General features: G+C 62.0%; 23 protein-coding genes and 5 tRNA genes. 18 read left to right on the top strand and 10 right to left on the bottom strand.

What is annotated here, in order from left to right; all coding sequences use genetic code 11:
• The first annotated feature begins 30 nt into the window (after positions 1-30).
• Positions 31-345 carry a hypothetical protein gene (locus GA0004734_RS11040; protein WP_092933675.1) on the top strand — a complete coding sequence of 105 codons (315 nt, stop codon included), beginning with the start codon at positions 31-33 and terminating at the stop codon, positions 343-345.
• Between the two features lie 212 nt (positions 346-557).
• A complete protein-coding gene (locus GA0004734_RS11035) occupies positions 558-2,378 on the top strand; it encodes a methyl-accepting chemotaxis protein (protein WP_092936192.1) in 1,821 nt (606 codons plus the stop codon).
• 7 nt (positions 2,379-2,385) lie between these two features.
• On the opposite strand, the gene GA0004734_RS11030 is transcribed toward GA0004734_RS11035, so the two are convergent.
• The gene (locus tag GA0004734_RS11030; RefSeq protein WP_092933673.1) at positions 2,386-3,249 is read right to left on the bottom strand and encodes a DMT family transporter; all 864 of its coding nucleotides are present in this window, start codon (positions 3,247-3,249) and stop codon (positions 2,386-2,388) included.
• Between the two features lie 124 nt (positions 3,250-3,373).
• Here GA0004734_RS11030 and GA0004734_RS11025 point away from each other — a divergent pair, with 124 nt between their 5' ends.
• Positions 3,374-4,801, top strand: a complete 1,428-nt coding sequence (locus tag GA0004734_RS11025; protein WP_092933671.1) for an aminotransferase-like domain-containing protein — start codon at positions 3,374-3,376, stop codon at positions 4,799-4,801.
• Between the two features lie 30 nt (positions 4,802-4,831).
• On the opposite strand, the gene GA0004734_RS11020 is transcribed toward GA0004734_RS11025, so the two are convergent.
• Positions 4,832-5,926, bottom strand: coding sequence for a hypothetical protein (locus GA0004734_RS11020; protein ID WP_092933669.1), 1,095 nt, complete (start codon positions 5,924-5,926; stop codon positions 4,832-4,834).
• Positions 5,927-6,148: 222 nt separating this feature from the next.
• Here GA0004734_RS11020 and GA0004734_RS11015 point away from each other — a divergent pair, with 222 nt between their 5' ends.
• From GA0004734_RS11015 to GA0004734_RS10995, 5 genes are all read left to right on the top strand, one after another.
• Positions 6,149-7,609: a sensor histidine kinase gene (locus GA0004734_RS11015; protein WP_092933667.1), complete on the top strand. Its 1,461-nt coding sequence runs from the start codon at positions 6,149-6,151 to the stop codon at positions 7,607-7,609.
• Positions 7,609-7,998 (top strand): response regulator, encoded by a 390-nt coding sequence (locus tag GA0004734_RS11010; RefSeq protein WP_092933665.1) that lies wholly within the window; start codon positions 7,609-7,611, stop codon positions 7,996-7,998. The genes GA0004734_RS11015 and GA0004734_RS11010 overlap by 1 nt, the downstream gene beginning before the upstream one ends.
• A 155-nt stretch (positions 7,999-8,153) precedes the next feature.
• Positions 8,154-8,230, top strand: a tRNA-Pro gene (locus GA0004734_RS11005).
• A gap of 196 nt (positions 8,231-8,426) precedes the next feature.
• Positions 8,427-8,732 carry an ETC complex I subunit gene (locus tag GA0004734_RS11000; protein ID WP_092933663.1) on the top strand — a complete coding sequence of 102 codons (306 nt, stop codon included), beginning with the start codon at positions 8,427-8,429 and terminating at the stop codon, positions 8,730-8,732.
• 31 nt (positions 8,733-8,763) lie between these two features.
• Positions 8,764-8,840: transfer RNA gene (locus GA0004734_RS10995), tRNA-Arg, on the top strand.
• Between the two features lie 143 nt (positions 8,841-8,983).
• Here the strand turns inward: GA0004734_RS10995 and GA0004734_RS10990 are convergent.
• Positions 8,984-9,472, bottom strand: a complete 489-nt coding sequence (locus GA0004734_RS10990; RefSeq protein ID WP_092933661.1) for a DUF192 domain-containing protein — start codon at positions 9,470-9,472, stop codon at positions 8,984-8,986.
• A gap of 10 nt (positions 9,473-9,482) precedes the next feature.
• Complete coding sequence (locus GA0004734_RS10985; RefSeq protein ID WP_092933659.1) at positions 9,483-10,061, bottom strand: cold-shock protein; 579 nt, start codon at positions 10,059-10,061, stop codon at positions 9,483-9,485.
• 196 nt (positions 10,062-10,257) lie between these two features.
• Between GA0004734_RS10985 and GA0004734_RS10980 the strand changes: the two genes are divergently transcribed.
• The 4 genes from GA0004734_RS10980 to GA0004734_RS10965 all read left to right on the top strand — a co-directional run bounded on the left by GA0004734_RS10980 (position 10,258) and on the right by GA0004734_RS10965 (position 12,536).
• The gene (locus GA0004734_RS10980) at positions 10,258-10,698 is read left to right on the top strand and encodes a VOC family protein (RefSeq protein ID WP_092933657.1); all 441 of its coding nucleotides are present in this window, start codon (positions 10,258-10,260) and stop codon (positions 10,696-10,698) included.
• A gap of 286 nt (positions 10,699-10,984) precedes the next feature.
• A complete protein-coding gene (locus GA0004734_RS10975; protein ID WP_245292396.1) occupies positions 10,985-12,076 on the top strand; it encodes a D-Ala-D-Ala carboxypeptidase family metallohydrolase in 1,092 nt (363 codons plus the stop codon).
• A 134-nt stretch (positions 12,077-12,210) separates the two neighbouring features.
• A tRNA-Glu gene (locus GA0004734_RS10970) sits at positions 12,211-12,285 on the top strand.
• A 176-nt stretch (positions 12,286-12,461) separates the two neighbouring features.
• A tRNA-Glu gene (locus tag GA0004734_RS10965) sits at positions 12,462-12,536 on the top strand.
• A 152-nt stretch (positions 12,537-12,688) separates the two neighbouring features.
• On the opposite strand, the gene recJ is transcribed toward GA0004734_RS10965, so the two are convergent.
• The 4 genes from recJ to GA0004734_RS10945 form a co-directional block, all read right to left on the bottom strand.
• Entirely contained in the window at positions 12,689-14,491 is a 1,803-nt protein-coding gene (recJ, locus tag GA0004734_RS10960; protein ID WP_092933653.1) for a single-stranded-DNA-specific exonuclease RecJ, read from the bottom strand.
• Positions 14,492-14,554: 63 nt separating this feature from the next.
• Positions 14,555-15,880 carry a homoserine dehydrogenase gene (locus GA0004734_RS10955; RefSeq protein ID WP_092933651.1) on the bottom strand — a complete coding sequence of 442 codons (1,326 nt, stop codon included), beginning with the start codon at positions 15,878-15,880 and terminating at the stop codon, positions 14,555-14,557.
• Between the two features lie 86 nt (positions 15,881-15,966).
• A complete protein-coding gene (locus GA0004734_RS10950; RefSeq protein ID WP_092936191.1) occupies positions 15,967-17,184 on the bottom strand; it encodes an LL-diaminopimelate aminotransferase in 1,218 nt (405 codons plus the stop codon).
• A gap of 311 nt (positions 17,185-17,495) precedes the next feature.
• Positions 17,496-17,846: an SHOCT domain-containing protein gene (locus GA0004734_RS10945; protein WP_245292395.1), complete on the bottom strand. Its 351-nt coding sequence runs from the start codon at positions 17,844-17,846 to the stop codon at positions 17,496-17,498.
• Between the two features lie 146 nt (positions 17,847-17,992).
• Between GA0004734_RS10945 and phaC the strand changes: the two genes are divergently transcribed.
• From phaC to sthA, 4 genes are all read left to right on the top strand, one after another.
• Positions 17,993-19,843: a PHA/PHB synthase family protein gene (gene phaC / locus GA0004734_RS10940; protein ID WP_245292394.1), complete on the top strand. Its 1,851-nt coding sequence runs from the start codon at positions 17,993-17,995 to the stop codon at positions 19,841-19,843.
• A gap of 206 nt (positions 19,844-20,049) precedes the next feature.
• The gene (gene map, locus GA0004734_RS10935) at positions 20,050-20,880 is read left to right on the top strand and encodes a type I methionyl aminopeptidase (RefSeq protein ID WP_092933646.1); all 831 of its coding nucleotides are present in this window, start codon (positions 20,050-20,052) and stop codon (positions 20,878-20,880) included.
• Positions 20,880-21,698 carry a RadC family protein gene (gene radC, locus GA0004734_RS10930; RefSeq protein WP_092933645.1) on the top strand — a complete coding sequence of 273 codons (819 nt, stop codon included), beginning with the start codon at positions 20,880-20,882 and terminating at the stop codon, positions 21,696-21,698. Before map ends, radC begins: the two co-directional genes overlap by 1 nt.
• A 165-nt stretch (positions 21,699-21,863) precedes the next feature.
• Positions 21,864-23,273: a Si-specific NAD(P)(+) transhydrogenase gene (gene sthA / locus GA0004734_RS10925; protein WP_092933643.1), complete on the top strand. Its 1,410-nt coding sequence runs from the start codon at positions 21,864-21,866 to the stop codon at positions 23,271-23,273.
• Positions 23,274-23,580: 307 nt separating this feature from the next.
• Here sthA and tig read toward each other — a convergent pair whose 3' ends face one another.
• Positions 23,581-25,068, bottom strand: coding sequence for a trigger factor (gene tig / locus GA0004734_RS10920; RefSeq protein WP_092933641.1), 1,488 nt, complete (start codon positions 25,066-25,068; stop codon positions 23,581-23,583).
• A 152-nt stretch (positions 25,069-25,220) separates the two neighbouring features.
• Positions 25,221-25,305, bottom strand: a tRNA-Leu gene (locus GA0004734_RS10915).
• 338 nt (positions 25,306-25,643) lie between these two features.
• Between GA0004734_RS10915 and GA0004734_RS10910 the strand changes: the two genes are divergently transcribed.
• A complete protein-coding gene (locus GA0004734_RS10910; protein ID WP_092933639.1) occupies positions 25,644-25,787 on the top strand; it encodes a DUF1127 domain-containing protein in 144 nt (47 codons plus the stop codon).
• Between the two features lie 299 nt (positions 25,788-26,086).
• Positions 26,087-26,230: a DUF1127 domain-containing protein gene (locus tag GA0004734_RS10905; RefSeq protein ID WP_082477357.1), complete on the top strand. Its 144-nt coding sequence runs from the start codon at positions 26,087-26,089 to the stop codon at positions 26,228-26,230.
• Positions 26,231-26,361 lie beyond the last annotated feature (131 nt).

Genomic DNA, 26,361 nt, shown 5'->3' with positions numbered 1-26,361 from the left:
TTTCGTCATGACCGAACGACGGAGCGACCCTTGACCACTTCGTATCTTCACACGCCGGACGGTCGGTACTTCGTGGTTCGGGGCCGTCTGTGGCGGACGAGCAATCCCGATCTTGCTGAGGACGATCGCGTCAGGTTGGTGTCGGAACTCATGTCCGCGCGAAGAGCGATTCGCGATGCGGGCGAGGATCGCGCACGGATGGCCGAGGCACGGCGTGGGGTCGAGGCGGCGAAGGTCGCGCTGGGTGAAAGAGGCCCTGCCTGGTGGACGGATGGCACGCCGGATTATAATCGCCATCTCGTCAAAAACACGCCTTACGCAGCCTGGTTCTCTGACTTGAATTGAATGTGAGCTACACGCATAGGCAGCGCTATCGCACGGTTCCTTGGCGTCGCCTGTTTCCAGCGGAAAGCCTCGGGGATTATCTTTCACGAAACCCTAGAATTGGTGTTTTTACCTCGAAACGTTCACGAAGTTTTAGAGTGCGGGGCTCATCACTAATCCAAAGCATGGATCGCGGCGGTTGGCGTCTGCGCATGCGCGATCTTGGAGATCACATGTCGAGCCTGACAATTTCTCGCTTGCTGGTGGTGTTCGGAGTCGTCGTCACGGGCGGTCTCGTTGCCTCTATAGGATTGCAGACGATGACCCTGCAGGAACTGAAGGTCGGTGGACCCGTCTATACGGGGATCGCCAATGGCAAGGATCTTGTGGCCGACATTCTCCCGCCGCCGCTCTACGCTCTGGAAGCCTACATGTTGGCGAACGAGACCATGGCGCACCCGGAACGCGCCGGTTCCAACCTCGAAAAGATGAAGGCGCTCCGCGCGGATTTCGACGCGCGCAAGGCGTTCTGGGTGTCGGCGGATCTCGACAAGACGCTTCGGGCCGGCCTGACCGATCAGGTCGTTGCCAGCGGCGAGGCGTTCTGGTCGATGGCCACGGTTTTCGAAGAGGCCAAGGTTCGCGGGGAAACGGCAGACCTCCAACCCGTCATGGACGCCTTTTATATTCATGACGCAAAGGTTCGTGATCTGGCAAAGATGGCGACCGCAACGCTGGAGACGGCCGTAGCGAAAGCCGACAGTGCGGGAACCGAATATACGATGATCGGCGCGCTGAGCAGCGCTGCATCCGTCCTTCTCTTTCTCGCCGGCCTCTGGTTCGTCCGGCGTCGCGCCATCACACCGCTCGTCGAGATCGGCAACGCCATGAGCGTGCTTTCCGGCGGTGACTACACGGCCGAGGTTCCGTTTGCCAAGCGCACGGACGAGATCGGCGCCATGGCGCGTGCCCTCGCCGTCTTCCGTGCGGGGGCGATCGAGCGCCAGCAGATGCGCGCGGCCGCCGAACAGGATCGGTCCCTGTCGGAAGCCCAGCGTCTCGAACAGCAGCGCCATCGCGAGCGGGAAGCCGAGGAACTGCGCACCGTCGTGGAAACGCTGGGTGCCGGACTCGGACGGCTTGCCGATTGCAATATTCGCAGCCCGCTCGACCAGCCTTTCGCTGACCGCTTCGAGCCGCTTCGCGTCGATTTCAATCAGTCGCTCGCAACCTTCCAGCTGACGTTGGAGCAGGTTCTCGGCAAGACATCCGAACTCTCTGGCAATGCGAGCGAGATGTATCAGGCGGCAGACGAGCTTTCCAAGCGTACCGAGCAGCAGGCGGCAGCGCTGGAGCAGACATCCGCGGCCCTCGACGAAGTCACTGCCACCGTCAAATCCTCGGCCGACCGCGCTGCGGAAACGCGCAGCCTCGTCGGTGCGGCCAACCAAAGCGCGACATCCTCCGGCCAGATCGTGCGGGATGCGGTCGAGGCGATGCGGCGTATCGATGCGTCGTCGAACCAGATCGGGCAGATCATCCATGTGATCGACGAGATCGCTTTCCAGACCAACCTGCTCGCGCTCAACGCCGGGGTCGAGGCCGCGCGCGCGGGGGATGCCGGCCGCGGATTTGCCGTCGTTGCACAGGAGGTTCGCGAACTCGCTCAACGTTCGGCCGCTGCGGCCAAGGATATCAATGCGCTGATCCGAACATCTTCGGGCGATGTCTCCGACGGCGTGCGTTTGGTCGACCAGACGGGTCGTGCGCTCGCCGAGATTGCACGATACGTGATGGAGATCGACACCAAGGTCGAAGCGATCACGACGGGCTCGAAAGAGCAGTCCGTGGGGCTGCTGGAGATCAGCACGGCCGTGAACGCGATCGACCAGATGACCCAGAAGAACGCCGCCATGGTCGAGGAGACCACGGCCATCAGCAGCAATCTCGCCTCGGATGCGACGGCGCTGTCGGCGATCGTCAACCGGTTCCAGCTCAATCCCGGCAGGCAGGGCACGGCACCGGCGGTCGCCACGCGGCATCGGGCCGCCTAGGCCGTTTTCAGCGCCCGAACCGGCGGGCGCCGAAGACGCACAGGATGACGCAGACGGTGATGCCCAGCATCCCCGAAGTGACCGGCTCGTGCAGAAGGGTCGCCGCCAGTACCAGCGCGAAAAAAGGTTGCAGCAGTTGGAGCTGGCCGACGGCGGCGATGCCGCCTTGGGACAGCCCGCGATACCAGAAGATGAACCCGATGAGCATGCTGAACAGCGAGACATAGGCAAGCCCGAAAAGGGCCGGCGGCTCGATGCCGGCGAAGCTTGCAGGCATCGTGAACAACGCCAGACCAAGCATCGGCGGGAGCGAAAGAACGAGCGCCCAGGAAATGACCTGCCAGCCGCCAAGCGTTCGCGACAGCTTTCCCCCTTCGGCATAGCCGAGTCCGCAGACGATGATCGCCACAAGCATCAGGAGGTCGCCGAGCGGGGATGCGCTGAGCCCCTGTGCCAACGCATAAGCGGCAACGAGTGTGCTTCCCAGGAGAGAAAAGATCCAGAAGGCGGGTTTGGGCCGTTCACCACCTCGGATGACGCCGAAAATGGCGGTCGCCAGCGGCAGCAGCCCGATGAAGACGATCGAGTGCGCGGATGTGACATGCTGCAGCGCCAGCGCGGTCAAGAGGGGGAAGCCGACGACGACGCCCAGCGCGACGATCACCAGAGAGGCGACGTCTCGCGGTGCCGGCCATTTCTGCCGCAGCAGCAGCAGAAGCCCGAGCGCCAGAAGACCCGCGATTGCCGCACGGGCGACCGTGAGGAAGACGGGATCGAACTGCATCACGGCGAGGCGTGTGGCGGGCAGCGATCCGCTGAAGATCAATACGCCGATCATTCCATTCAGCCAGCCGGCCGTTCCCCGATCCATCAGACACTCCTTCGACAAACCTGTCCCGTTCGACAAGATGATCCTTATTGACCCGCTTGCCCGGCAGTGCCAGAAACGGTTGTGTACAGTTCATCGAAACTGTTATGGTAAAGAAGCATTACAGATGGATCATGTTGCACCGTCTCCAAACCGCACGACCATGGTGATGGAGACGATCCGTCTGCGGATCGCCAGCCGTGCGCTGTTGCCGGGCGCGAAGCTACCCTCGATCCGCAAGCTTGCGGCGGCGCTGAAGGTCTCCACATCCACCGTGGTGGAAGCCTATGAGCGACTGGTCGGCGATGGCACGATCCAGTCGCGACCGGGCTCGGGCTTCTATGTAACGCATCAGGCGGCCGCGACCACGATTCCCTTTTCGGTTGCCGATGCCGGGCCAAAGCGTGATCGGGCCATCGATCCCTTCTGGGTGTCCCGCCAATCGCTGGAGGCCAATACGGAGGATGCAAAACCCGGATGCGGCTGGTTGCCACCAAGCTGGCTGCCGGAAGATGGAATACGGCGTGCTTTGCGCACCTTGTCGCGCGCCAAAAGCCCGGTGCTTTCGGAGTACGGCTCTCCCCTCGGCCTCAGCACCCTTCGTCAGCTCATCGGCCGGCGCATGGGCGAACGCGGCATCGAGGCTTCCCCGGACCAGATCCTGCTGGCGGAATCCGGCACACAGGCGATCGATCTCCTCTGCCGCCTCCTGCTGGAACCCGGGGATACGGTGCTGGTGGACGATCCCTGCTACTTCAATTTTCACGCCTTGTTGCGCGCGCATCGCGCGCAGATCGTCGGCGTTCCCTACACCCCGACCGGCCCGGATATCGACGCCTTCACGAAAGCGGTCGCGGATCACCGGCCCCGGCTCTACATCACCAACTCCGCCATCCACAATCCGACCGGCGCGATCCTCTCGCCGGTCACCGCACATCGGGTCCTGAAGATCGCCGAGCAAGGCAACGTCGTCATCATCGAGGATGACATCTTCGCCGATTTCGAGCGCAGCCCCGCCCCGCGGCTGGCAGCCTTCGACGGGCTCGATCGTGTCATTCACATCGGCAGCTTTTCGAAGACGCTGTCCGCCTCGGGACGCTGCGGCTTCATCGCTGCAAAGCCCGAATGGATCGACAGCCTGACCGATTTGAAGATCGCGACGACCTTCGGCGGCGGTCGAATGACGGCCGAGCTCGTCTATGGCGTCCTCAGCGACGGCAGCTATCGAAAGCACTTGGAGACGCTGCGCCAGCGGCTGGCGACCGCGATGCAGACCGTCTCGACCCGGCTCCGGAACCTTGGCGTCACTCCGTGGCTCGAGCCGCAGGCAGGCATGTTCCTCTGGTGCCGGCTTCCGGGGGACAGGGACGCCGCCGACGTGGCGCGCAGCGCCCTGCGGCGGGGTCTCGTGCTTGCACCCGGCAACGCCTTCAGCCTCTCGCAGAGCGCAACGACCTTCATGCGCTTCAACGTTTCACAAATGCAGGAGCCGAAGGTCTTCGACGTCCTGCGCGATGTTCTGAAAGCGCCGCAAGGCCGAAGAGATAGCCTCTGAGCCATCATCTCCGGGGTGTCGCGCTCAGGATCATTTCCAGCTCGTGTAATCGCTGGCCGTGCATCCGAACGGTGCACGCTGGTCTCCGAAACGCTTTTGCAGCTGGTCGCAGCCCCATTCGTTGACCGGTGCCGGCATCATATTGTTGATGTCCATGCCCGGCGACTGGAACTGCGTGTCGGAGGCGAGGACGTACCAGAGCCAGAAACCGACGACGCCGACCACGATGAGAAGCAGAACGCCGAAGACCATCTGCAGCCGCTTCCACATTGACACCGTTTTTTGCGGAGTTTCCACGAGCAGCGAACGACCGTCGTGCTCGTCGGCTGCCCTCGCGAAGGGCAGAAGGGCCTCTGCGCGCTCCGCATCGGTCAGCTCGATCCGCATCAGGCGATCGTCGAGCAGCACGGGGAGAGCGGTGTTTCCGTGCCGGACGGCAAGAGCGACGGGCTTGGTTCCGCTCGTTCCGACGATCAGCGGCTCCTCACCGTTCCGCATCCGCGTATAGGCCGAGCGCTTGGTCTTGTCGTCCGCGACCGTGTCGTTATAGGTGATCGAGAGGATGCTGCGCTTTCGGTCGAACGCGGCGATTTCCACCGGCACCGGAACCAGCATAGCGGGATGCCGCAACTGCCCGCGGACACGCCAGATCCGCAGGCTGAGGAAGATCATCCCGATGCCCAGACCTCCGAGAAACAGAACGAAGAGCGTCAGCGTTATGAAGCGGTTCCAGAGCCTGTCGAGGCCGAGGCTTATCGTCGCCAGTTCCGGATGATCGCCCGAGATGACGAGCCCCGTCTCATAGTCCCCGACATGGAAATCGACGAACATGATCTCGACGTCCGACGCGTAGTCCTTGCCGCCATAGCTGTAGACGAGGCGGGCTTCGCAATCGGTAAAGATGGCCTTGCGGGTCGTGCAACGGCCGTTCTGGACGTCGCCATCCTCGATGAGTACCGGATTCTGGCTGATGGCAAAATCGCGCAGCACGCCCGGCCCTTCCCAGACGAGCAGAAAGACGCACAGTGCCAGAATGATCGGCGTCGACCAGTAATAGGCTCGAGGCGTGGAAATGACATCAGGCGCCAGTTTCAACGGACGGCGGGGAAGCGAGAGTTCGGGCAAATCGAAACCTTTCCTGTGCGTCGCTTTCAGCGTCCATGGCACAGACGAACCCTGCGGGAAAGCCGTAATTCTTCACTTACACACACCTGTCTCGCTCTTGCCGACATTGATATCCCCTGAGGGATGGAGAGATGAGACTGGAAGATTTACCGCCATGGCGCTACATCGCGGAGAATATCGGGCGCTTGCTGAGGCCGGCGCCTGCCGAATGAAGGACTCTCGATGTTTCCTGCCAATCCCGACTGCGGGATCCTGTTCGATGAGATGGACTGGTCACGGACACCGCTCGGGGCGCGGGAGGACTGGAGCGTCGAGCTGAAAACGCTGACCAACGTCATGCTCGGCTCGCTCCAGCCGATGCTGATCGTCTGGGGGCCACAGCAGACCACGCTTTACAATGATGGCTATGCCGCCATGTGCGGACATCGGCATCCCGCTGCCTTCGGGGGGTCGTTCCGCGCGCTGTGGCATGACATCTGGGACGCCGTCGAACCCATCATCACCGATGCCTATGCGGGGCGTGGCACGTCGATGGACGACATCGAGTTCACCATGCACCGGAACGGCTATCCGGAAGAGACGCACTTCGCCTTTTCCTACACGCCGGTGCGGGACCCTTGGGGCACGGTGCTCGGCATGTTCTGCGCCTGCACGGAAATCACCGCCCAGGTCATGGTGCGCCGTGCGGAGCGGACGCAGCGGGAGCGTTTCCGGCAGGTGTTCGAACTCAGCCCCGGCGGCATCGCGATGCTCGTCGGTCCGAACCATGTCTTCGATTATGCGAACGAAGAATATTACACGATGATCGGCGTCGGTCGGGATATCATCGGAAAGACCGTGGCGGAAGCCGTGACCGAGGTTGTGCGCCAGGGGTTCATCGATATCCTCGATAACGTCTACCGGACCGGCGAAAGCTTCATTGCGCGCGATCTGCCGATCCAGCTCAATCGTGGTCCCGATGGCGAAATGCAGCGCAGGCTGATCGACCTCGTCTACCAGCCGATGCGGCAAGAGGACGGCACGATCAACGGCATCCTCGTGCAGGCCCGCGATGTGACCGACCTCCGGGCGGAGGAGGCCAGCCGGGAGCTTCTCTCGCACGAACTCGGACACAGGTTGAAGAACCAGCTCGCCATGGTTCAGGCGATCGCCTCGCAGACCCTTCGCAATGCGCCCGACATCGCCTCGGCACGCCAGCGCCTCTCCGAGCGGCTCGCGGTGCTCAGCGCCGCGCATGATACGATTCTCGAAGGCGGGCGCGGAACATCGACGGTGCGCCAGCTCGTCCAGCAGATGACGGATCTGCACGACGACCCCGCCGCGCCGCGCTTCGCGACGTCAGGCCCCAACCTCAAAATCGGCTCCCGCCCGTCGCTCTCTCTGTCGCTGATCCTGCATGAACTCGCGACGAATGCGGTGAAGCACGGTGCGCTCTCGTTACCCTCGGGCAGCGTTGATCTGCGCTGGCGCGTGGTGCTGCCGGAGGCCGACCGCTTCGAGATGATCTGGACGGAACGGGGCGGCCCGACCGTCGCGGAGCCGCTCGTCAAAGGCTCTGGCTCGCGTCTGATTTCAGCGGGCTTGAACGGCACGTCCGACGGTCATGTGGACATGATCTATGCGCCGGACGGCCTGCGCTGCATCGTGACCGCCGACCTTGAGAGCTTCCAGAAAGAACATTGATGCCCGATCATCCGCGCTCCCCTCCCGTCCTCGTCGTGGAAGACGACGGCCTGATCCGGATGGATCTTGCCGATCTCCTCTCAGACATGGGTTTGGCCGTCATCGAGGCCGGAAATGCGGATCAGGCGCTGAAGATCATGGACACCCTGCCCGCGATCTCCGCGCTGCTTACCGACATTGACATGCCCGGCTCCATGAACGGTATCCAGCTGGCGCATCTCACCGCAACCCTCCACACCAACTGTCCCCTTGTCATCATTTCCGGCCGCTACAACCCGGCCGACGGCACGCTGCCGGAGGGCGCGGTCTTCCTGTCAAAGCCGATTTCGGAGCCGATGCTGAAGCGTACGCTGGCGGCGATGAAGCTGACGACGGGCGATTCGGGGTAGCATCTCGCCTCTTCAACCTGTTCGCGACAGGATCACTTTTCCTGCGATACCGTCTCCTTGGTAGTGGAACGCGACATCGTCGCGATAATTCGAAGGCAGTCCGCCTTTCGCCCTTGCGGCCCTGCCATCGAGCGTGTATTGCCCGCCCATCGGCACGGAGTGTAGCGCAGCCTGGTAGCGCATCTGGTTTGGGACCAGAGGGTCGGGAGTTCGAATCTCTCCACTCCGACCATTTTCCCCCTATAAAATTGTATCGCCTCGAATGTGAGGGTCTCTTCGCCCACAGCACAGCTGCGAGCCGATATGGCCCCTTTACGAACGGAAAATTTGGTCGAGCTTACATCAAGGTCATTCCGTTTTCAGCATTTGTGCGTTATGCCACAGGAAAGCCGGCTGAGCCGGCAGTTGCCATGCTTGGAGTTTGAGGAATGTCCGCCAAGATTTATCGTCCCGCCAAGACCGCGATGCAGTCAGGCAAGGCCAAGACCAATCTTTGGGTGCTCGAATTCGATCAGGAGACGCCCCGCACGATCGATCCGATGATGGGTTATACCAGTTCGGCCGACACCCGCCAGCAAGTCAAGCTCACCTTTGAAAGCGCAGAAGCCGCCGTCGCCTATGCCGAGCGTAACGGCATGGAATATCGCGTCATCGCACCGAAGGACCCGACCCGGAAGAATGTCTCCTACAGCGACAACTTCCGCTACAGCCGCATGCAGCCCTGGACGCACTGACACCACCCGTGCCGCTTAGAGCAGCGCCAACGGCCCCTTAGCTCAGCTGGATAGAGCACCTGCCTTCTAAGCAGGTTGTCGCAGGTTCGAGCCCTGCAGGGGTCGCCACATTTTCCAACGAAAAACTTTAAGGTCTGATACGTCGCATTCTCATATGCTGCGGAAGCGTGCGTTGCTTTACGAGCAGACCGTCAAGCGATTCTGATCTGGATCTCAACATGCGCTGAGAAACCCTCGATGGGCTCCACCCATCAATCCGGCTTGGCTGCCGGAAGCTGCGATGGCAGCACGACGCGAGCGCCGGGGGTGATCGACAAGGTCTTTGCCACGCCTGCGTTCAGTTCGACGACATAGGCGACGGGGACGCGGGAGTCGATGATGGATTCGGAGTGCGGGACGGCGTTTTCATGGATGGTTTCCACCTTGCCGTCTTTCGAAACGAACAGCATGTCCAGTGAAAGAAACGTGTTCTTCATCCACATCATCACCTGACGCGTCTGGCCGAAGTCGAAGACCATGCCGTGATCGGCGGGCATTTCGCGGCGGAACATCAGGCCCTGGGCGCGCTGGTTGCTGTCGAGCGCGAGTTCCACGGTGAAGGTATGCATCTTGCCGTCGGTCGTGGCGATCGTCAACTGCGCCTTCTCGAACGTTACGTCCGCGGCATAGGAAGGTACTGCCGCCAGCAGCATACCGGCCATGAGAATGCTGCGGCGTGCAGCCTGGCGCAGGCTTAGCATGTGACGTCCGTCAATGCGCGCGGCCGGCGGGTGCGGGCACGTCGGGATGTATTTCCGCGGCCATCAGGCCCTTGTCGCCATCGCCGAAACGCACGAGCACCGTCTGGCCGGGGCGCAACTCGGTGAGACCAAAGCGCCGCAGGGTTTCCATATGTATGAAGATGTCCTCCGTGCCGTCGCCACGCGTCAGGAAGCCAAAGCCCTTGGTGCGGTTGAACCACTTCACGAGCACGCGCTCAAGCCCGCTGGTGGGTGTCACCTGAACGTGGGTCTTCACGGGCGGCAGTTGCGAAGGGTGGATGGCAGTCGATTGATCCATCGAGAGAATGCGAAAGGCCTGGTATCCCCGATCGCGCTTCTGGATCAGCGCGACGATGCGCGCACCTTCCAGAACCGTCTGGTAGCCATCGCGGCGCAGGCAGGTCACATGCAGAAGAACGTCGTGCATGCCATTATCCGGAATAATGAATCCGAAGCCCTTGGCGACGTCGAACCACTTGATAACACCGGTGATCTCGATCAGATCGAGCGCGTCACCGCCGAAATCTTCATCTGGTGCGACATCTTTCGCCGAAATCCTGTCCACCATTATATGCCAGCCCCTCGAATACGCATCACGATTGCTGCGGTTAACTGATTCTTGAGCATCAGAATAACATCGTCCCGCCGCTTTTGGGCAAGCCCTAAGGACGAAATTTGCCGCTTTCGGTAAGCTATGACTCCAGCCTTGTGTCTGGCTGGCGCAGCGCTAGATAGGAGTGATAACAACAGGAGAGAGGGCTTTCATGCGCTATCTGCACACCATGGTTCGGGTTAAGGACCTTGATCAGGCACTGCATTTTTACGGCACACTGTTCGGACTGCAAGAGGTGCGCCGCACGGAAAATGAAAAGGGGCGCTTTACGCTGGTCTTCCTGGCCGCGCCCGGCGACGTGGATCACGCGCAGTCGCGGCTGTCCCCGTGCCTTGAGCTGACCTACAACTGGGACACGGAGGATTACACGGGCGGTCGCAATTTCGGCCATCTCGCCTACGAGGTCGATGATGTCTATGCCATCTGCCAGAAGCTGATGGATGCCGGCGTGACCATCAACCGTCCACCCCGCGACGGCAATATGGCCTTCGTTCGCTCCCCGGACGGGATCTCCATCGAGATTCTGCAGAAAGGCGAGCCGCTCGCGCCGCAGGAGCCGTGGTCATCAATGGAAAACACCGGCGCCTGGTGATCGCTTACGCGTAACCGCCGCATGTTGAAGACGCTCTGCGACGAGGGTCCACCTCCGCAGGGTCATGGCGCAAGCTCCACGCAACGGGGCTGGCGCATATCTCTCCCTCGAGATCTGCCCGGACATACGGTTTTCGGGCATCGGCCATGATGGCGCGGCCCTGCCCCTTGCGATGGATCGGGGCCGTCGCTCGGGAGATGTAGCGTTGCGATACGGCCCTTCGTCCAAACCCTTTCTCGCAAGCGTTGGCTGTGCGGTGGTCGCTGCACTGCTTTTGACGGGCTGCGTGACGGGGAAGCCGGTTCCGGAACAACTGGCGGAAGGCATCATTGCGCCCGACGTCGGCGAAACGGATGTGCCGGTCGTCGCATCGGGTCCAGCTTCCGCGACATCTTCAACCGACCAAGCCTCAAGCCGTCCAGCCGCTGCGCAGCAGAGTTCACAGCCGCTGGCGCCTGCGCAGCCGGGGGCTATCGTCATGCAGGGAACAGGACTGCAAGCCACGTCGAGCAGCATCTTCTCCGTCGGCGGCACGGCGGGTGCCTCGCCCGTTTCCGGCGGCGGGTCGTCGCCGGCAAGCCTTTTCCGCGCGGCCCCACAGGGTCAGGCAATGCCACCCGTATCCTCGCAACCGTTGCCGCTTCGGTCCACGGATGCCGGCTATCAGGTCCAGGGCGCAGCAACGCCTGCATCGACGAACGAGATGCCGGCCGAGGCTGCACTGGCCAGCCTGAGGCCCGCGGCGGTGCCGCAGAGGGTTGACGCAACGCCGGGATCGTCCTCCCTGATTGGGCTGTTCGGCAAGTCCCGGGGCGGCGCCGACATGGGTGCACCCGGTAAGCCGGCTCATAACAAGGCGCTTCCAGGCATGGCACCGCAGCAGGTAGCGGCGCTCAGCTATACCGCCCTGCCCGGCATCCGCGCGCGATCGATGTTTGCGACGGTGGACGATACGGCCGAGAATCACGATGACAACAGCCCCAAGGTCCAGATGGCCTCGCTCTCCGGTCTCGCCCGCCTGGCGCCCAGCGGCCTCCTCCTACAGACGGAAACGGTGGAGACCGGCTGCTTCAAACCGCAGTTGTTGAACATTCTGAAGTCGGTGGAGCGGCATTTCGGCAAGAAGGTCCTCGTGACGTCCGGTCGGCGTAGCCTCAGCCACAACATCAAGGTGGGCGGTCGGCCGCAGTCCCGGCATTTGACCTGCGAAGCGGCCGATATCCAGGTGGCGGGCGTCAGCAAGTGGGATGTCGCGACCTTCCTGCGCGGGTCCGAAGGGCGCGGTGGCGTGGGCACGTATTGCCACACCCAGTCCGTCCATATCGACATCGGACCGCGGCGCGACTGGAACTGGGCCTGCGGCCCGCGGGATGCATAAGCGGCTGATTTGACAAACTTTTTTTGAACGTTTTCTGTCATCGTCCACAGCCATGATATTTTTACGACAAAATGACATTTGCGGCTTGCGGTCCCCAAAACCGCTGACTATAAGACGCCCACCGCAAAGCGACTGCGCCCTTCGTCTATCGGTTAGGACACCAGATTTTCATTCTGGGAAGAGGGGTTCGACTCCCCTAGGGCGTACCACTTTGCGGTTAAAACATCTCTCCTTTCCTTTTGATTTCAAGCTTTAGCGCTACAGCGCATCGCGTTGGTATTGCGTCGGAAATACGCCTGAGCGCATGTCACGAAATTCTTGACTTGCGGCGTTTTTCCTCTTGCCTCCGGATGATCCTCAGCCTATAAGCCGGCCACCAGCGAATGCGCCCTTCGTCTATCGGTTAGGACACCAGATTTTCATTCTGGGAAGAGGGGTTCGACTCCCCTAGGGCGTACCACCTGGCTTTCCCTATTTTTATGATCCACGCGATGACGGTGTTACGGACGTGTAGGACCCGTTGTCCGGGCACGTCATCACGCGATATCGCGGCGTTGCGATAGGCTGAATCGGCCGACCGTCACCGAGTTCGTTCCGATGTCTATGCTCTGCCTACAAGGCGCGTGCAGCATCGAGAATGCGCAGCTGGACCCGGCGCGTACCCTGCCAGATATCGGCCGAAAGGCTCCCAGCGAGATGGATGGTCATTCCTCGTGAGGCGAGAAGAAAGTCGCCGAGAGGCGTCTGGAAGGCGCGGAAGGCTATGGCATCGAGTCGCGCGCCATCCTGCCCCTCCAGCGTCACCTTCACATGGTCCGTTCCGATCTGCCGAACATCCCGCACCCCGTGTGCAGGAATGGCGAAGACCGGCTGCGGATGACCGGAACCGTAGGGACCCGCCTGCTCAAGCCGATCGATCAGCTCGATGGTCGCGCCGGAGGCAGCGAGTGCTCCATCGATCTTCACGGTTTCCGCGGCCACCAGATCGTGAACCGTGCGGGCAGCGCGCTCCTCGAGGAAGTGGCGTAGGCGCCCGAGATTGGCGCGCTCGACGGTCAGGCCCGCTGCCATGGCGTGGCCGCCACCCTTGACCAGAAGCCCCTCTTCGACCGCCGCACGAACGACCTTGCCGATATCGAAACCGGCGATCGAGCGGCCGGAGCCGGTTCCACGACCATTGAGGTCGAAGGAAATGGCGAAGGCCGGGCGGCGGAAGCTCTCCTTCAGACGGGCCGCGAGCAGGCCGACGATGCCGGGGTGCCAGTTTTCGCGCGCCGTCACGATCACGGCGGCGCCGTCGCCATTGCCGTACTCGGCCAGCGCCTCGGCTTGGGCCTCCATCAGCATCACCTGCTCGATTGCCTGGCGCTCGCGGTTCAGTTCGTCGAGACGGGCCGCGATGGCGTCGGCCTCGTTGGTGTCGTCCAGCGTCAGCAGACGGCTGCCGAGAGCGGCATCTCCGATGCGCCCCCCGGCATTGATGCGCGGGCCGACGAGAAACCCGAAATGGTAGGGCGTGACGGGGCCGCTGAGGCCGGCTTTGCGGAAGAGTGCGGCGAGACCGGGGTTCTTCATGTGGCGCGCGGCAATCAGTCCCTTGACGACATAGGCCCGGTTCAGACCCTTCAAAGGCACGACGTCGCAGACGGTCGCAAGGGCGACGATGTCGAGATGGGACAGGAGATCGAAACTGCCGGCTCTGAGGTCGCCACGCTCGCGCAGGACACGCAGCAGGTTGACGAGCACCAGCATGACGACACCGGCGGCGCAGAGATGCCCCTGCCCCGAAAGGTCGTCTTCCCGGTTGGGATTCACCAGCGCCACGGTCGGCGGCAGTTCGCCGGAGACTTGGTGGTGGTCGATGACGACGACGTCGATGCCGCGCTCCCGCGCGCGTTGCAGCGATTCGTGGCTGGTCGAGCCGCAATCGACCGTGACGATCAAACCCGCACCGTTATCGATCAGCTTGTCGATGGCGCCCGGGTTCGGGCCGTAGCCTTCGAAGATCCGGTCGGGAATGTAGATTTCCGCCGTGACGCCGAAATGAACGAGCAGGCGATAGAGAATGGCGGATGACGCCGCGCCATCGACGTCGTAGTCGCCGAAGATCGCGACGCGCTGCCGGCTCGCGATCGCGTCGGCGATGCGGACCGCCGCTTTCCGGCAGTCGGTCAGCGTGTCGGGGTCCGGCATCAGCCTGCGGATGGTGGGGTCGAGGAAGGCGACCGCATCCTCCTGCTGGACGCCCCGCCCCGCAAGAACGCGCGAAATCAGATCGGGAAGTCCGTGGACCTGGCTGATCGCCAGCGCCCGGTTCTGGCCCGCCTGATCCAGCCGTGACACCCACCTCTGGCCGGTAACCGACGTCTCGACGCCAAGGAACGCGCGCGGAACCGGATCCGGAAATTCGCTCATGCGCGCCCGTTCCCGTCTGGCAAGGGCCGCGCGGCCGACAGTGCGGACGAGGCGGCGGCGATATCAGTAATCCTTCGGCCGCTCGATGCGGATGACCTGCGGCTCGCCGACGAGATAGCCCTCGCCCTTGATCGCCGCCACGGCATCGCGAACCGAATGTTCGGCCGTCGCATGCGTCACGAGAATGATCGTCTGCGGCTTTCCGGTTTCCTGCGTATGCTTGGAATGCTGCATGATCGATTCGAGCGAGATGCCATTCTCCGCCATGCGGGATGCGACACTGGCGAAGACGCCGGCACGGTCGATCACCTTCAGCCGGATGAAATAGCCGCCTTCATGGCTCTGGATCTGCGCGCGGGTATAGGGGATGAGTGCGGCAACCGGGCGGCCGAAGGCTGGAACGTGCTGGGCGCCGGGGCGGCTTTTGGCAATATCGGCGATATCGCCGAGCACGGCAGAGGCCGTCGCATTGCCGCCGGCACCGGGGCCGACCATCAAAAGCTCGCCGAGGATGTCCGACTCGATCGCCACCGCATTGGTGACGCCATCGACCTGGGCGATGACGGAGTCGAACGGCACCATGGTCGGGTGCACCCGCTGCTCGATGCCGCCGCTGTCGGTGCGCTGGGCGACGCCGAGAAGCTTGATCCGATAACCGAGATCGGACGCCGCCTGGATGTCCTCGATCGAGATATTGGTGATACCTTCAAGGTAGATATCGTCAGCCGCGATGGCGGTGCCAAAGGCAAGGCTGGTGAGAATCGCCAGCTTGTGAGCCGTGTCGTTGCCCTCGATATCGAAGGCCGGGTCGGCTTCGGCATAGCCGAGGCGCTGAGCCTCCTTCAGGCACGCCTCGAAGCTCAGGCCCTCCTTCTCCATCTTGGTCAGGATGTAATTGCAGGTGCCGTTCATGATGCCGTAGACGCGGGCGATGGTGTTGCCCGTCATCGACTCGCGCAGCGCCTTGATGACGGGAATGCCGCCGGCCACCGCCGCCTCGTAGTTCAGCAGAGCGCCATGCTCTTCGGCAATGCCGGCCAGCTCGATGCCGTGGGCCGCAAGCAGTGCCTTGTTGGCGGTCACGACATGGATGCCGCGGGCGAGCGCTGTCTTGACGGCAGAGTAGGCCGGATCGCCCGCGCCGCCCATGAGCTCGACGAACACGTCCATCTCAGCGTCCGCAGCGAGCGCTCCCGCGTCTGCGAACCATATGTCATCGGCAAGCGCGATGCCGCGATCCTTGGCGCGATTGCGCGCCGTGACCGCGACAACCTCGATCGGGCGGCCGCAGGTCGTGGCAAGCGAGTCACGGCGTTCGGTGAGGATGCGGACCAGAGAGGCGCCCACGGTGCCCAAGCCCGCAATGCCGATTCTCAGCGCGTCTGCCATACTCATCATCCCTACTGTCTGAAAATTGTCCCGCCGACGCTGCGGCGGGAAGAGGTGTTTTCGATTGCCGATCGCGACGCGAACCCCTAGCGGCGGGCGTTGAGCGAAATCACGTTGTGCAGCGTGTCGTCGGCGGTGGACAGGAACTTCTTCAGGTTCCGTGCCGCCTGACGAATACGGTGCTCGTTCTCGACCAGCGCGATGCGGACGTAGTCGTCGCCCATCTCACCGAAGCCGATACCGGGGGCAACCGCAATGTCGGCCTTCTCTACGAGCAGCTTGGAAAATTCGAGCGAGCCGAGATGCCGGAATTTCTCCGGGATCTTGGCCCATGCAAACATCGTCGCTTCCGGCGGCGGCACCTCGAAACCGGCCTTGCCGAAGCTCTCGACCAGCACGTCGCGGCGGCGCTTGTAGACGGCGCGGACTTCTGAAATGTCGGAGCCATCGCCATTTAACGCGTGTGTGGCCGCCACCTGAATCGGCGTGAAGGCGCCGTAGTCGAGATAGGACTTCACACGCGTCAGAGCCGATATCAGGCGCTCATTGCCGACGGCAAAGCCGATACGCCAGCCGGGCATCGAGAACGTCTTCGACATGGAGGTGAACTCGACGGTGCAATCCATCGCGCCGGGAACTTCCAGAACGGACGGCGGCGGCGTGTCGCCGAAATAGATCTCGGAATAGGCGAGGTCCGACAGGATGACGATGTCGTTGCGCTTGGCGAAGGCGACGACGTCCTTGTAGAAATCGAGCGTTGCCACATGCGCCGTCGGGTTGGACGGATAGTTGATGATCAGCGCGATGGGCTTCGGGATCGAATGCTTGATCGCCCGTTCCAGTGGCGGAAAGAACGTATCGTCCGGCTCCACCGAGATGGAGCGGATGACGCCGCCGGTCATCAGGAAGCCGAAGGCGTGGATCGGGTAGGTCGGGTTCGGGCAGAGCACGACATCGCCGGGCGCCGTGATGGCCTGCGCCATGTTGGCGAAGCCTTCCTTGGAACCGAGCGTGGCGACGACCTGCGTGTCCGGATTGAGCTTCACGCCGAAACGACGAGCGTAATAGGCCGCCTGCGCCCGGCGAAGGCCGGGAATGCCCTTGGAAGAGGAATAGCGATGGGTGCGCGGATCGCGCACGACCTCGCAGAGCTTGTCCACGATGGCCTGAGGCGTCGGAAGATCGGGATTGCCCATGCCGAGATCGATAATGTCGGCGCCGCCCGCTCGCGCGCTCGCCTTCAGGCGATTGACCTGTTCGAAGACGTAGGGCGGCAGACGCCGGACTTTATGAAACTCTTCCATCTCTCTGACCTTGTTCAGAACGCCTGCGTCCGGCCGGACGCGCGTGGGGGCGTTCTCTTTGATGTAATGTAACCAGCGCATCGGCAAAATGATGGCGCGTTCTTCAGCAGTATGACCGTCGCACCCTTTCCGAAGCTGGCGTTTCTGTCAGCGCACCGGAAACACGACGACAGGAGAGATCTGCAAACATCGCCGGACGTATTCTACGGCCTGCAACGCTGCAGCACGACCGGAAACGTCTCATGAAAACGCCTGATCCACCCCTTGGTCGAGGTTCTGGCTTTGCGTCCAAACGGCTCGAAAGGCAAGCCTTAATTGCGAATCTCGTTGAGCGTGTCGGCACCATGATGTTCGGCGAGCGCGTTCAGTTCGGCGAGCCGGCGACGGTATTCCGCCTCGGAGATCGCGCCGGATGCGCGGCGGGCCGAGAGTGCGCTCAGGCGCGTCGAAACACTTGTGGCCTCCTCGTTCGTCATTTGCGGCGCTGCGGCGGAGAGCTTACCCTCGATGCGCGGATAGACATCCGTCGGCACCGGGCGCGCCATCGTGGAGGTATATGCCGGCGTACGATCTGCCTGAGGAGTCGTGCAGCCGACGGCAGTGGCGCAGAGCGCGCTGATCGCCGCAATGCGCAGCATCGAATGTCCCGACAGCAATTTCATGGCATCCCTCTATAACCCAGATCGTCCGGTGGTTGCCGATGTGCGTGGCGCTTCCCGGCCCCGCATGGCAACATCCGCTGGCACTTGTAGTGATATTCCGGCAGAATGTAAAAAGCCAAAACAAAGAGATATGGCGGGAGGATTTGGTGGGAGACGACAAGACGACCGGCAACGGCGGACGCGCTTTTCCGGGTTTCGACGCCAAAGCGGTCGAAGCCTATCTGATCAAGGATCCCGAGGCGCTGACCGTCAACCTTGCCCGCTCGCTGGAGCATGTGGGCAAGGCCGCGTCCGCCTGGCTTGCGCCGCGCGAAAGCGGCGAGAAGGTCGATACGATCGCCGATCCGATGACGGATCTCGTGAAGACCCTCTCCAAGGTTTCCGAGTACTGGATGTCGGATCCTCGCCGATCCTTCGAGGCGCAGACGCATCTGATGACCAGCATGATGGGTATGTGGACGCGCAGCCTGCAGAAAGTCAGCGGCCTCGACATACCGCCAAGCGAGACGCCGGCAGCCGAGCCATTGCGCGACAAGCGCTTCGCCGACCCCGACTGGGTCGCCAACCCCTTCTTCGACATGTTGCGGCAGGCCTATCTCGTCCTCTCCGATTGGGCGGAGAAGATGGTGACGCAGACGCAGGGACTGGACGAGCACACGCGCCACAAGGCCGCCTTCTATGTTCGGCAGGTCACGGAGGCCCTTTCCCCGTCCAACTTCATTGCGACCAATCCGCAGCTCTACCGCGAGACGGTCGCCGCCAATGGTGCCAATCTCGTCAATGGTATGCGAATGCTGGCCGAGGACATTCTCTCCGGCAAGGGGGATTTGCGCCTGCGCCAGAGCGACACGAGCAAGTTTGCGATCGGCGAGAACATCGCGCTGACGCCAGGCAAGGTGCTGGCGCAAAGCGACGTCTGTCAGGTCATCCAGTACGATGCGACGACGGAAACGGTGCTGAAGCGCCCTCTCCTCATCTGCCCTCCCTGGATCAACAAATTCTACGTTCTCGATCTCAATCCGCAGAAGTCCTTCATAAAATGGGCCGTAGACCAGGGCCACACGGTTTTCGTCATCTCCTGGGTGAACCCCGACGAGCGCCACGCGGCCAAGGATTGGGAATCCTATGCGCGCGAAGGTATTGGCTTCGCGCTCGACACGGTGAGGCATGCAACGGGGGAAGACGAGGTCAATGCAGTGGGCTACTGCGTCGGTGGCACGCTGCTCGCGGCGACGCTTGCGCTGCACGCGCAGGAAGGCGACCGGCGTATCCGGTCCGCAACCCTGTTTACGACTCAGGTCGATTTCACCCATGCCGGCGACCTGAAGGTGTTCGTCGATGAGGATCAGATTTCGCAGATCGAAAAGCGCATGAGCGAGAAAGGTTATCTCGAAGGGTCGAGCATGGCGCTTGCGTTCAACATGCTGCGCGCTTCCGAACTGATCTGGCCCTACTTCGTCAACAACTACCTGAAGGGCGTCGAGCCCTCGGCCTTCGACCTTCTCTATTGGAACGCCGATTCGACCCGCATGCCGGCGGCGAACCACTCGTTCTACCTGCGGAATTGCTACCTCGAAAACAAACTCAGCCGCGGCGAGATGGTGCTTGCGGGCAAGACGCTATCGCTCAAGGACGTGACGATCCCCGTCTACAACCTCGCGACGCGGGAAGATCATATCGCGCCGGCGAAATCCGTCTTTCTCGGCAGCGGCGCCTTCGGCGGCGAGGTCACCTATGTCCTGTCCGGTTCCGGCCACATCGCCGGCGTGGTCAATCCGCCGGACAAGCGGAAGTACCAGTTCTGGACGGGCGGCCCGCCGGTCGGAGAACTGGAAGACTGGATCGCGAGCGCCAAGGAAACATCGGGCTCGTGGTGGCCGAACTGGCATGACTGGGTGGTCTCGCTCGATGGCCAGCGGGTTCCTGCCCGACGAACGGGCGGCTCGATGAACTCGATCGAAGAAGCTCCGGGCTCCTATGTCCGGGTTCGCGCCTGAGCGAACGGGCGGTGCCCGCAGGTAGGGCAAATATTTCCAGAACTTCGACGGTTTGGACGGTGGTTTTCTGATCGCCTTCATTGCCGACATTCGTCCTTGCCTTTAGCATAGACTTGAGGTCGGCTTGACATCCCCCAAGGCGTCGCCCAGGCGGGATCTCCAGAACCGCAGAAGACACAAGACAGGCAAGCAGGAAGAGTCGGGCTATGGTCAACTACATCGAAGCGGCGGCCGCGCCCACGCGAAACACCGGCGTCATTCGACTGCACGCGCCAGAGGATTTCGAGGGGATGCGGCGGGCCTGCCTCATCACCGCGCGCTGTCTCGATGCGCTGGTCGATATCGTCAAGCCGGGCGTCACCACGGATGCGATCGACCGATTCGTGTTTGATTTCGGCATTGAGAATGGCGTTCTCCCCGCGACGCTGAACTATCGCGGCTACACCAAATCCTCCTGCACCTCGATCAACCATGTCGTCTGCCACGGCATTCCCAACGACAAGCCGCTACGCGAGGGCGACATTGTCAATATCGACGTGACCTATGTGGTGGACGGCTGGCACGGAGATTCGAGCCGGATGTATCCGGTCGGCGAGATCAAGCGCGCGGCACAGCGGCTGCTGGAGGTGACGCATGAGTGCCTGATGCGCGGCATCGCCGCGGTGAAGCCCGGCGCACGCATCGGCGCGATCGGCGAGGCCATCCAGACCTTTGCGGAGGCAGAGCGCTGCTCCGTGGTGCGGGATTTCTGCGGCCACGGCGTCGGGCGGCTGTTCCATGATGCACCGAACATTCTGCATTACGGCCGGGCCAGTGACGGACCCGAGATGCGTGAAGGCATGATCTTCACCATCGAGCCGATGATCAATCTCGGCCGGCCGCATGTGAAGGTCCTGGCGGATGGCTGGACGGCGGTCACGCGCGACCGGTCGCTGTCGGCCCAATACGAACATGCCGTCGGCGTCACCGCCGATGGCTGCGAGATCTTCACGCTCTCGCCCGCCGGTCTCGACCGACCTGGCTTGCCGGCGGCCTGATGGGCACGAAACCTCCCTTCGATCTCGACGGCGACGCGCCGGAGCCTGCGGATGAGCGCGGCTTCTTCGCCGACCAGCCGGCCCGCCCCCCGTCACCATCGAGACAGGGAAGGTTTACGCCAAAACCGCCTGCGAAAGATGCCGACGAGGCGCATTATCACGGACATCGCGACAGGCTGAGAAGCCGTTACCGCGACAATGGCGATACGGCGCTTGCCGATTACGAACTGCTCGAACTTTTGCTGTTCCGCCTCATCCCGCGCCGCGATACCAAGCCGATCGCCAAGGCGCTTCTGGACCGGTTCGGCACCCTCTCCGGGGTCCTTGGTGCGCCGCCGGCGCTGCTGCAGGAGATCAAGGGCATCGGCGAGGCCGTAGCTCTCGACCTGAAGCTCGTCTCGACCATTGCCCACCGCATGCTGAAAAGCGAGCTGCGGGGCAAGAAGGTACTCTCCTCCTGGTCGCAGGTGATCGACTATTGCCATGCGGCCATGGCCAATGAGACGCGCGAGCAGTTCCGAATCCTGTTCCTCGACAAGCGCAATGCCCTGATTGCCGACGAGGTCCAGCAGACAGGCACGATCGACCACACCCCCGTCTATCCGCGCGAAGTCGTCAAGCGGGCGCTGGAGCTTTCGGCGACCGCCGTCATCCTCGTCCACAACCACCCCTCGGGAGATCCGACGCCGTCACGGGCGGATATCGACATGACGAAGACCATCATCGACACGGCCAAGCCGCTCGGCGTCACGGTCCACGACCACATCATCATCGGCCGCGACGGTCATGCGAGCCTCCGGGGCCTGCGCCTTATCTAGGGGCTTTCCTGCGCGCGGCCGCTCAAGCTCGCGCAGGGCTTGCCGCGCTGTCGGTTTCTCGCCAATTTGCGTCGTTCACACAGTCTCCATGATTGACCTATAGGGCATTGACGCGCGACATTTACCGCAACGCACAACGATTCATCCTCCTATCGGAAACATTCCATGATGCAGTATGACCTCATCGTCGTCGGCAGCGGCCCCGCCGGCCGTCGCGCCGCCATCCAGGCCGCCAAGCTCGGCAAGAAAGTGGTGGTGATCGAGCAGGGCAAACGCGTCGGCGGCGTTTCCGTGCACACCGGCACCATTCCCTCGAAGACGATGCGCGAGACGGCGCTGAACCTCTCCGGCTGGCGCGAACGCGGCTTCTACGGGCGCGCCTATCGCGTCAAGGAACAGATCAGCGCCGAGGACCTGCGCCGCCGCCTGATCATCACCCTCGACCACGAGGTCGAGGTACTGGAGCACCAGTTCGCCCGCAACCGCGTGCAGCATATCCGCGGACGCGCGAGCTTCGTCGACGTCAACACCATGCAGATCGTCAAGGAAGACGGCGAGGTGGTGCAGATCACCGGCACGAGCATCCTGCTTGCCGTCGGCACGAAGCCCTTCCGCCCCGACTACATTCCCTTCGACGGCAAGACCGTGCTGGACAGCGACGAGCTTCTCGACATCGAGGAACTGCCGCGCTCCATGGCCGTTATCGGCGCTGGTGTCATCGGCATCGAATATGCGACGATCTTCAGCGCGCTCGATACCGCTGTGACGATCATCGACCCGAAATCGACCATGCTCGACTTCATCGACAAGGAGATCGTGGAGGACTTCACCTATCAGCTGCGCGACCGCAACATGAAGCTGCATCTCGGCCAGAAGGCCGACAAGGTGGAGCGATTGCCGGACGGCAAATGCCAGATCACCCTCGACAGCGGGCGTGTGATCATCTGCGAGATGGTGCTGTTTGCAGCCGGGCGCATGGGGGCGACCGAGTCGCTCAACCTTGCTGCCGCCGGCCTGCAGGCCGATACGCGCGGACGGCTCAGCGTCAACCCCGAGACGTTCCAGACCTCCGTGCCCAACATCTACGCGGCGGGCGACGTCATCGGTTTCCCGAGCCTTGCCTCAACCTCCATGGAACAGGGCCGGATCGCGGCACGTGTGGCCGTTGGCGCCATCGCCAAAGAGCCGCCAAAATTCTTCCCCTACGGCATCTATGCCGTTCCCGAGATCTCGACCTGCGGCCTGACCGAGGAAGAAGTAAAAACCCGCGGCATTCCTTACGAATGCGGCATCGCGCGCTTCCGCGAGACCTCGCGCGGGCACATCATGGGCCTCGATTCCGGTCTCCTGAAACTAATCTTCTCGCTCAAGACCCGCCGCCTTCTCGGTATCCACATCGTCGGCGAAGGTGCAACCGAACTCGTCCATATCGGCCAGGCCGTCCTCAACCTGAAGGGCACAGTCGAGTATTTCGTCGAGAACACCTTCAACTACCCGACGCTCGCGGAAGCCTACAAGATCGCCGGTCTCGACGCCTGGAACCGCATGGGCGACCTGAAGAGCAGCACGCCCTGAGAATGGGTGAAGCACCGGCTGCAGACGAAGTCCCCCTCATCCCGCTGCCGCGACTTTCTCCCGCGCGCGGGGCGAAGGGACGCCGCGTCAGCCGCCTGCACCTGCCTGCGTGATCTCGGAGAAGAAACCGAAAGCGCAACCGCGTCCCCTCTCCCCGCATGTTGGAAGAGGGCTAGGGTGAGGGGCAGCCGCGCATAAGAGGGCTGAATTCAGCTTTGCAAGCCAACATTTAAAGCCAAACACCCCCAAAACGAAAAACCCCGCCGGCGAAACCGGCGGGGTTTTCCATATCCGGACTGCGCGCCGATTACTCGGCGGCGCTGTCGTCCGTGGCCTTCTTCTTGGAAGCGGCCTTCTTCTTCGGTGCAGCGGCTTCGGCAGTCTCTTCGCCTTCGGCAGCTTCGGCCTTGGCAGCCGACTTTTTCTTGGCAGATGTCTTGGCCGACTTGTCGTTGCCGTCCTCGTCATCTGCCATCAGCTCTTCCTTGCTGACCGTCTTGTCGGTCACGCTGACTTCAGAAAGGAGATGATCGACCACCTTTTCTTCGAACAGCGGGGCGCGCAGCGAAGCGGCAGCACCCGGGGTCTTCTGGAAGTAGTCGATGATCTGCTTTTCCTGGCCGGGGAACTGGCGCAGCTGGTCGAACAGCGAACGCTGCATTTCTTCGTCCGTCACGGTGACGCCGGCCTTTTCGCCGATTTCCGAGAGAACGAGGCCGAGACGAACGCGGCGTTCCGCAAGCTTGCGGTATTCGACGCGGGCTTCTTCTTCCGTCGTTTCTTCATCGGCAAAGGTCTTGCCGGCCTGTTCCAGATCGGTGTTGATCTGGCGCCAGATGTTTTCGAACTCGGCATCGACGAGGCGCTGCGGCGTATCGAACTGGTACATTTCGTCCAGCTGATCGAGCATCTGACGCTTCACCTTCTGGCGCGTCATCGAGCCGTACTGGCTCTCGATCTGGCCGCGGACGATTTCTTTCAGCTTGTCAGCCGATTCGACGCCGAGCTTGGTGGCCAGTTCGTCGTTGATCTCGACAGTGCCGGGGGCGGCAACCGACTTGACCTTGATGTCGAAGGTGGCTTCCTTGCCGGCAAGGTTCGCAGCCGGATATTCGGCCGGGAACGTGACGGTGATCGTCTTCTCGTCACCGGCAGACGCGCCGACCAGCTGCTCTTCGAAGCCGGGGATGAACCGGTTGGAACCGAGAACCAACTCCGCGTCTTCGTCCTTGCCGCCGTCGAAGGCTTCGCCATCGACCTTGCCGAGGTAGTCGATCGTGACGCGGTCGCCATTTTCGGCTGCACCGGCCTTGTCTTCGAAGGTGCGTGCGCTTTCCGCGATGCGCATGATCTGCTCGGTAACTTCGTCTTCGGTGATATCGACCACTTCACGCGTGATCTTGATGCCGCTGACGTCCTTCAGCTCGATGGCCGGGATGACTTCATAGGCAAGCGTGAATTCGAAATCGGCTTCGGCGCTCAGGATCTTTTCGGCTTCCGCCTCGTCCTCGGTCATCGCCACTTCCGGCTGGGTCGCAGACTTTTCGCCGCGCTCCGACAGGATCTCGGTGGGCTTGTCGCGGACCAGCTCGTTGACGAGCTCGGCCATGATCGACTTGCCATACATCTTCTTGAGATGTGCAACCGGTACCTTGCCCGGACGGAAGCCGTTGATCTTGACCTTGTCCTTGGCATCGGCGAGGCGCTCGTTCATGCGCGCCTGCATGTCCTTTGCCGGGATGACGACCTTGAGTTCGCGCTTCAGCCCATCCGCGAGCGTTTCGATAACCTGCATGTTCCAACCTTCATTTCACGTTGACAGGGCTCTGCCATTGAATGCTTCAGGCGAGCCGATCCGGGTGCCGGGAGTGGCTTTACGCAAATCGAACGCCATTTTGCAAGCAAAACAGCGCTGCCGCCGGATCTATACCGACCCATTCGTCTATCTGGTGCGGGTAGAGAGACTTGAACTCCCACGCCTTACGGCACCAGAACCTAAATCTGGCGTGTCTACCAATTTCACCATACCCGCGTTCAGAAGCGGCTGCCTGGTCTCTACGGATGAGCGGAAATGACGAGATTCCTGCTGCAACCGGGTCCAGGCCTTCCCGAGCGCGGCGTCTCTATAACACCCGTTCCCTGGGGATCAAAGGGAAAATGCGGTTTTCCGGTGATCGCGCGCAGGGATATCACCTTCTCCTTCCCGAGCCCTCGTCCTCACCGCCCGCTCCTTCCCCTTGGCGAGGTTTGCGCGGGCCGCATGGGTGCGATGCAGCAAACACCCTGCCTCTAATCGATTTGATTGGCTATATCAGCGTCATGACCACGCGCCGGTGCGACATGCCGGCACTTCCAAAAAGGAAACCGGACATGAACATCACCCGCTCTTTCTCCACATGGCGCAAGTATCGTCAGACCGTTTCGGAACTCGGCCGCATGAGCGATCGCGAACTGAACGACCTTGGCATCGGCCGCAGCGAGATTCTCAGCGTTGCTCGCAAGGCTGTTCGCTAAGCACTATCAGCCGAAAGGCTTCAAAGATTCAAACGCCCTTCGGTCCTGCCGGAGGGCGTTTTCGTTTGTCAGATCAAAGCGCTCCGACGTTGCTCTCTGACCCGTCCCGGGTTCTGTCAATGATACGCTACAAAATTGGTCAGACAGACTGGATGCGTGCTAAATGTGCAGGCATCTGCACAAATGCATGGCAGATGCATAGTCTTTGCACTCCACCTTCCCAAACCATGGGCGTATAACCAGCGTCAACGAGATGGCTGAAATGCATGCCGCTCACCATGATACCGAAGGATAAGACCATGAACCCCATTCGCATCGCCAAGAGCTGGATCAACTACCGGCGCACTGTTGCCGAACTCGGCAACCTGTCGAACCACGCCCTGTCGGACATCGGCATTACGCGTTTCGACATTCGTAACATCGCCTCGCGCTCCTACCGTTAATCGGCGGATTTACGAGACTGTATGCCAGCGGCGCTCTTCGGGGCGCCGCTTTCGTTTGTAAAGGGCGCGCGCAGAGATGCGGCACCGCGACGTGCCCACCCTTCCGGGCCGATCCGTTTTGCTCTATGAAC

This window comes from Rhizobium sp. 9140 (assembly GCF_900067135.1).
GTDB lineage: Bacteria > Pseudomonadota > Alphaproteobacteria > Rhizobiales > Rhizobiaceae > Ferranicluibacter.
The sequence above is the reverse complement of the archived record's forward strand: the minus strand, read 5'-3'. Positions and strand labels throughout refer to the sequence as shown.